The organism is Streptomyces sp. NPDC058964 (genome assembly GCF_042741275.1).
GTDB lineage: Bacteria > Actinomycetota > Actinomycetes > Streptomycetales > Streptomycetaceae > Streptomyces.
Window position 1 is genome coordinate 1 of the sequence record NZ_JBHYKH010000578.1, and the last position, 5,462, is coordinate 5,462.

General features: G+C 73.2%; 4 protein-coding genes. 1 reads left to right on the forward strand and 3 read right to left on the reverse strand.

Features of this window, described 5'->3' with window-relative positions:
* Positions 1 to 495: 495 nt before the first annotated feature.
* The 3 genes from ACFW2E_RS40640 to ACFW2E_RS40650 form a co-directional block, all read right to left on the reverse strand.
* Positions 496 to 2,559, reverse strand: a complete 2,064-nt coding sequence (locus tag ACFW2E_RS40640; RefSeq protein WP_384475269.1) for a prolyl oligopeptidase family serine peptidase — start codon at positions 2,557 to 2,559, stop codon at positions 496 to 498.
* A 229-nt stretch (positions 2,560 to 2,788) separates the two neighbouring features.
* The gene (gene lysA, locus ACFW2E_RS40645) at positions 2,789 to 4,177 is read right to left on the reverse strand and encodes a diaminopimelate decarboxylase (RefSeq protein ID WP_384475272.1); all 1,389 of its coding nucleotides are present in this window, start codon (positions 4,175 to 4,177) and stop codon (positions 2,789 to 2,791) included.
* Positions 4,178 to 4,179: 2 nt separating this feature from the next.
* Positions 4,180 to 4,938, reverse strand: a complete 759-nt coding sequence (locus ACFW2E_RS40650) for a helix-turn-helix domain-containing protein (protein ID WP_384475274.1) — start codon at positions 4,936 to 4,938, stop codon at positions 4,180 to 4,182.
* 128 nt (positions 4,939 to 5,066) lie between these two features.
* On the opposite strand from ACFW2E_RS40650, the gene ACFW2E_RS40655 reads away from it, so the two are divergent.
* On the forward strand, positions 5,067 to 5,462 hold a 396-nt coding region (locus ACFW2E_RS40655; protein WP_384475277.1), incomplete at its 3' end, for a hypothetical protein.

The window sequence follows — 5,462 nt, forward strand, 5'->3', positions numbered from 1 at the left end:
GCGCGTCCGGTGGGAGCGACGGGACGACATCCATGAAGCCTTCCTCGGGCTCGCAACATGTCTCATCACCTACAGACATGTACGACGCCTTTGTTCGGACCTCTTAGCCCCACACCGGCCCTCATAGGGTCCCTGACAGCCTGTATCACCTCAATAGACCGATATCTGCAGAGCAACGGGTCAGGAGGCATCTGACATCCACGGCTGACAGAACGACGCCGGGCGGAGGCGTACACCAGCGACTCCGTCCGGCCATCGCATCAGCCGAAGGCAGCAGCCAGAGCGGGCTGGGAGCACGGCACCACGGCCAACTCATGGCCACCAAGGGGCGCTACGCATCAATGTTCGACGCGCAGGCGCCCATTACGCCTGTCGGCACCATCCCCGCCCCCTCTTCCCCACCGTCAGCGCAGCCGGGGCTCCCACGCCCCGCCGAGAGACCATCGGCCACTCGTACGGCCGGGGACACACGGGGCGTCGTCCGGCCGTCCCGGATCACAGGGCGTCGGCGTCCAAGGGGACGTCGGGGGCGATGTGGGCGCCGAGGACCTCGCGGTAGAGGGCGACTTCGGCCAGCAGGGAGCGGCGGACACTGTCGGCGCGGCGGAAGCCGTGTCCCTCGCCCTCGAAGAGCAGGAAGCGGTGCCACACTCCGTTTTCGGCCAGGTTGTCCACGATGCACATGGCCTGATCGGGGCGGCAGATGACATCGTCCGCGCCTTGGAGCATCACCAGCGGCGCAGTGATGCGGTCGGCGTTCGCGGCGGGTGAGATCCTGTCGAATCGAGCCCGGTCCTGCGGGAGGACACCGACGAGGGTGTCCACGTAGCGGGACTCGAAGTCGTGGGTCTGGTCGGCCCGCCATCGTGCCGGGTCGCTGATCGGGTAGAGGACCGTTCCCGCGCAGAAGACCTCGGTGTGGACCAGACAGGCCAGGGTGGTCCAGCCTCCGGCCGAGCCGCCACGCACGGCCGTACGGGCAGGATCCGCCAGGCCCTCGGCAGCCAGGGCGCGGGCGACGGTGACGCAGTCGTCGACGTCCACCACTCCCCACTGGCCGCGCAGCCGGTCGCGGTAGGCCCTGCCGTAGCCGGTGGAGCCGCCGTAGTCGACGTCCGCGACGGTGAAGCCGCGGCTGGTGAAGAAGGAGTACTCCAGGTTGGCGGTGACGCCGGTGGAACTCGTCGGGCCGCCGTGGACCTGCACCAGCAGGGGCGGCAGTTCGCCCTCGGGTGCGGTGGCGGTGGGGTGGGTGGGCCGGTGCAGCACGAAGTGGACGGGTCGGCCCTGCACGTCGTAGACGGTGCGGCGTTCGGGCCGGGGTTGCCAAGGGTCCAGCGGGTCCTGTGACTTGGGCCTGGTGCGTCGGGCCGGGCCGGAGCCGGGGGCCAGGGACACCGACAGCAGCGCGGAGCCGAGGGCCGGGTCGGCGGCGCGGACCAGGATCCGTTCGCCGTCCGACCAGAGGTCTGCCTGGAAGCTGCTCCAGCCGACGGTGAGTTCGGTCAGTTCGCCGTCCTCGGGCCGCCAACGGGACAGCTGTTGCGGGCCGTTGCCGTGCGGCAGCACCACGCCGTACGGCGTAACGGCGAACCAGCTCGCGCCGACGCGCCAGATGGGACCGGCGCAATCCTCCTGGAGGGGAAGGACGTTGGTGATCGCGGTGGGCGTCAGCCGGTCGGTGGCCAGGTCGACGCGGTGCAGGTTCCACCAGCCGTCCGGGTCCGCCATGGCGTATAGGGTGTCGGGGCCCGCCCATTCGGCCTGAGAGACGGAGACCTCGGTGCCGTCGTGGCTGCCGCCGAGCAGCCGGACGGGTTCGCCCGCGACGCCGTCGCGCAGCTCGGCGACCATCAACTCCGAGCTGTCCCATGGCATATGGGGGTGGTCCCAGCCGATCCAGGCGAGCCGCCCACTGTCCGGGGAGAGCCGGTGCCCGCACAGGAAGTGGTGCGAGCGGGCCACTACGCGCAGCGCGCCGGGGTCGTCGGCGGCAGCACCGGACAGCGGTACGGCGACGATCTCGCGCACGGTGCGGACGGCCGGGTCGGCGTCGTGCGGTCCGGTGGCGGCGCGGGTGGTCTCCCGCACGCACCACACCTCGGTCCCGTCCGGGCCGGTCACCGGGTCGGCCCAGCAGGTCTCCCGGTCGGGCGGGTCGGCCGGGGTGAGCGGCACGGGCGCCGGGAACGCGTTGTCCTCGGCGACCCTGAGGCGGGGCACCTCGGCACGGTACAGCCGCTGGTCGCGGTGGTCGGTGAAGACCAGCAGGTGGCTGCCTGTGGCCGGGTCCGCGGCGCGTACCCAGTACGGCTTGCCGCCGTAGCCGAGGGAGCGGTTGCGCACGGAGACGCCGGGGGCGAGCACCGGGACGGGCTCCTCGTGGCCGGGGGCGTTGCGCAGCAGCCTTACGCTAGCAGTGGCCGGGTCGGAGGCGCACCACCAGTTCTCTTCGCCGGCCCCGGAGGGCCAGGAGGTGGATCCGGAGGCGTCGGCGACCGCTTCGGCGGTGATCGGGGACGGCCAGCTGCCGTAGGGCAGGTGCGGCGCGGTGGACATCGGGTAACTCCGAGTACGTGAGGGGGAGTTGGGCGGCGGTGCGGGCGGTGGGCTGCCGTGGGCGGGGGCTGTGAGCGCGGGGCACCGGCCCCTGAGGGAAGGGCCCGGGGCTGAACTGCCGGCTCGGCGGCGCCCGCGGCAAGCCCCGCACGCAGCCGCGTGAGCGACAGGTGTGCCTGGATCCGGCTGGAGGGCGGCCGGGGCCAGGCGGACAGGGACCCCGCCGGGGTCACCCGGCAGTCAGCTGCACCGGGTCACCGTGGGCGTCGCGGCGGCGCAGGTCCTCCGGGGTCTCCCGGCGGACCATGAGGCGGGCACGGCCGTCGCGTACGGCGACGACGGCAGGCCGGGGCTGGGCGTTGTAGTTGCTGGCCATGGCGTGGTGGTAGGCGCCGGTGGCGGGGACCGCGAGGAGGTCCCCGGCGGCGATGTCCTCCGGCAGGGCGATATCGGGCACGACCACGTCCCCGCTCTCGCAGTGGCGACCGACGACCACGGCATGCACCGGCTCGCCCTCGGCGGGACGGTTGGCGGTCCACGCGGTGTAACGGGCGAGGTAGAGGGAGGGGCGCAGGGCGTCGCTCATGCCGCCGTCGACGGAGACGAACCGGCGGCGCAGCCCGTCCTTGACGGCGCCGACGCGGTAGAGCGTCACCCCGGCGGTGCCGATCATCGCCCGGCCGGGCTCGACGGCGAGCCGTATCGGTGAGCCGGGCAGCACCTGTTCCAGGCCGACGCGCAGGGCGGCCGTGAACGCGGCCGGGTCCAGGCGGGGTTGGCCCGGCAGGTAGGGGATGCCTGCGCCGCCGCCGAGGTCGATCTCCGCGACCGTGATGCCGTGCCGCTCGGCGAGCAGGGTGACGAAGGCGGCGACCCGTTCGGCGGCGAGCGTCAGTCCCTCGGTGGCGGTGATCTGCGAGCCGATGTGGGAGTGCACCCCCGCGAGCCGCAGCGAGGGGCGCGCCGCGACGGCGAGCACGGCCCGCTCGGCGTGGCCGCCGCGCACCGGGAAGCCGAATTTGACGTCGTCGCCGCCGGTGGCCATGTAGTCGTGGGTCTCGGCGGCGACGCCGGGGGCTATCCGGACGTAGACGTCCTGGATGCGGCCGGCCGCCGCGGCAGCGCGCGCGAGCCGGTCGATCTCCTCCAGGCAGTCGACGACCACCACGCCGACGCCGTGGGCGACGGCGGCCTCCAATTCGGCTACGGACTTGTTGTTGCCGTGGAAGACGATCCGAGCGGCGTCGAAGCCGGTGTCCACGGCGAGCCGGAGTTCGCCGCCGCTGCACACGTCCAGGTGCAGTCCCTCGGAGTCGACCCAGCGGACCATCTCCGCGCACAGGAACGCCTTGGAGGCGTAGTGCACCCGGTCCGCGCCGGACTCGCGCCACAGCCGGGCCCGGTGGCGGAAGTCGGCCTCGTCCACCACGTACAGCGCGGTGCCGCAGGCGTCGGCCAGGTCGTCCAGGGCGACCCCGCCCACGTGCAGCCGGCCATCGACGGTGCGGGCGGTCAGCGGCCACACCTCGGGGGCGGTCTCGGGGGAGGCGGCCGCGGCCAGTCCGTCGGGCAGCGGGGTCCCCGCGCGTGGTGCGGGCGGGGAGGGAGCGGTGGACACGGCTACTCCTCGGTGAGGACGACCAGCATCAGCAGGTCGTCGCTGGGGTCGGTGAAGTGGTGTTCGTCGGTGGCGGCGAAGTGGCAGCTGTCGGCGCGGCGCAGCAGCCGTACGGCGCCGCCCACCGAGACCCGGCAGGAGCCGGCGAGGACGAGCGCGAACTCCTCGCCGGGGTGGGCTGTGGGGTGGTCGTGGTCGCCGAGGTCGGCGTGGAGCAGCCGGGCTCCGATCCGGCTGGCGCCGGGGGCCGTGAGGTCCCAGATGCCGTGGTGGCCGTCGGCCTGGGCGAGCAGGGGTGCCGGGGCGAAGCGCGGCAGGAAGGCGGGGGCGGCTGCGAGGGTGACCGGGCCGGTTCCGCCGAGGAGTTCGGCGGGGGTGGCGCCGAGGGCGTCGGCGATCTGGGCGAGGGTGCGGACCGTGGGGTTGGCGGCGCCGGACTCCATCTGCGAGACGTAGGCCGGTGAGACACCGGCGCGGGTCGCCACCGCGCTCAGGGTGAGGCCGGCGGCGCGGCGGACACGGGCGACGGAGGCGGCCAGCACGTCGCCGGTGTCCGCCCGTTCGGGCGGCGCGCCTCGACCGGAGTCCGTGCTGTCCGGCGGCGCACCTCGACCGGTGTCCGTGGGGTCGGTCTTTCCTGCCCTGCTGTCCGGTTCGTCGTCGGGTTGTACGGAACTGTCCGTGGCGCGACGCGAGTTCTGCTGCGAGGTGGGGGGATCGGCCGAAGAGTTTTCCGCGCCGGTGGCTCTTGACGAGGTCATGCGGCGACAGTAAGACTCACGCATCGCTTAGATCAAGCAATCTGACGCCGCCGTTTAACTGTCAGCAGAGATGCCGTTCAGCAGCCAAACCCGCGGGTGTGGGCTGCCTTGAGCAGGAGGGGTGAGCAGTGACCGGACCGCTGGCGCCGACGCCGACCCTCGAGTTGTTGCGTGCGGCCGCCGTGCTGTGCGGCCCCGCCGCGCAGCGCCTGTTCGAGGTGCTGGCGGAGGACTACCCGGCCTCGCTGGAGCGGCGCCCGGGTCAACTGCTGCGGGCGGCCGACGCGAGCGCCGCGGACCTCGACGGACTGCTGGCGGCGGCCGGGGTCGCCTCCACCGACGATCTGCGTCTGCTGGCGGCCCGGGAGAGCGGCCTGCGCCTGGCCGAGCCGGATCTGCGGTTCACCAGCCGCGATCCGGAGTCCGAGCCGCGCGAGCGGTCGGCACTGCGCCGGATGATCTCTGCGGTGGTGGGCAACCTGCGTCGCACGCTGGCGGATCTCCAGGCGAACGGCGCCCTGGAG

Excerpts from the sequence above, each read along its gene's own strand:
- ACFW2E_RS40640 (WP_384475269.1), bottom strand. The coding sequence starts at position 2,559 with ATGTCCACCGCGCCGCACCTGCCCTACGGCAGCTGGCCGTCCCCGATC.
- ACFW2E_RS40650 (WP_384475274.1), bottom strand. The coding sequence starts at position 4,938 with ATGACCTCGTCAAGAGCCACCGGCGCGGAAAACTCTTCGGCCGATCCC.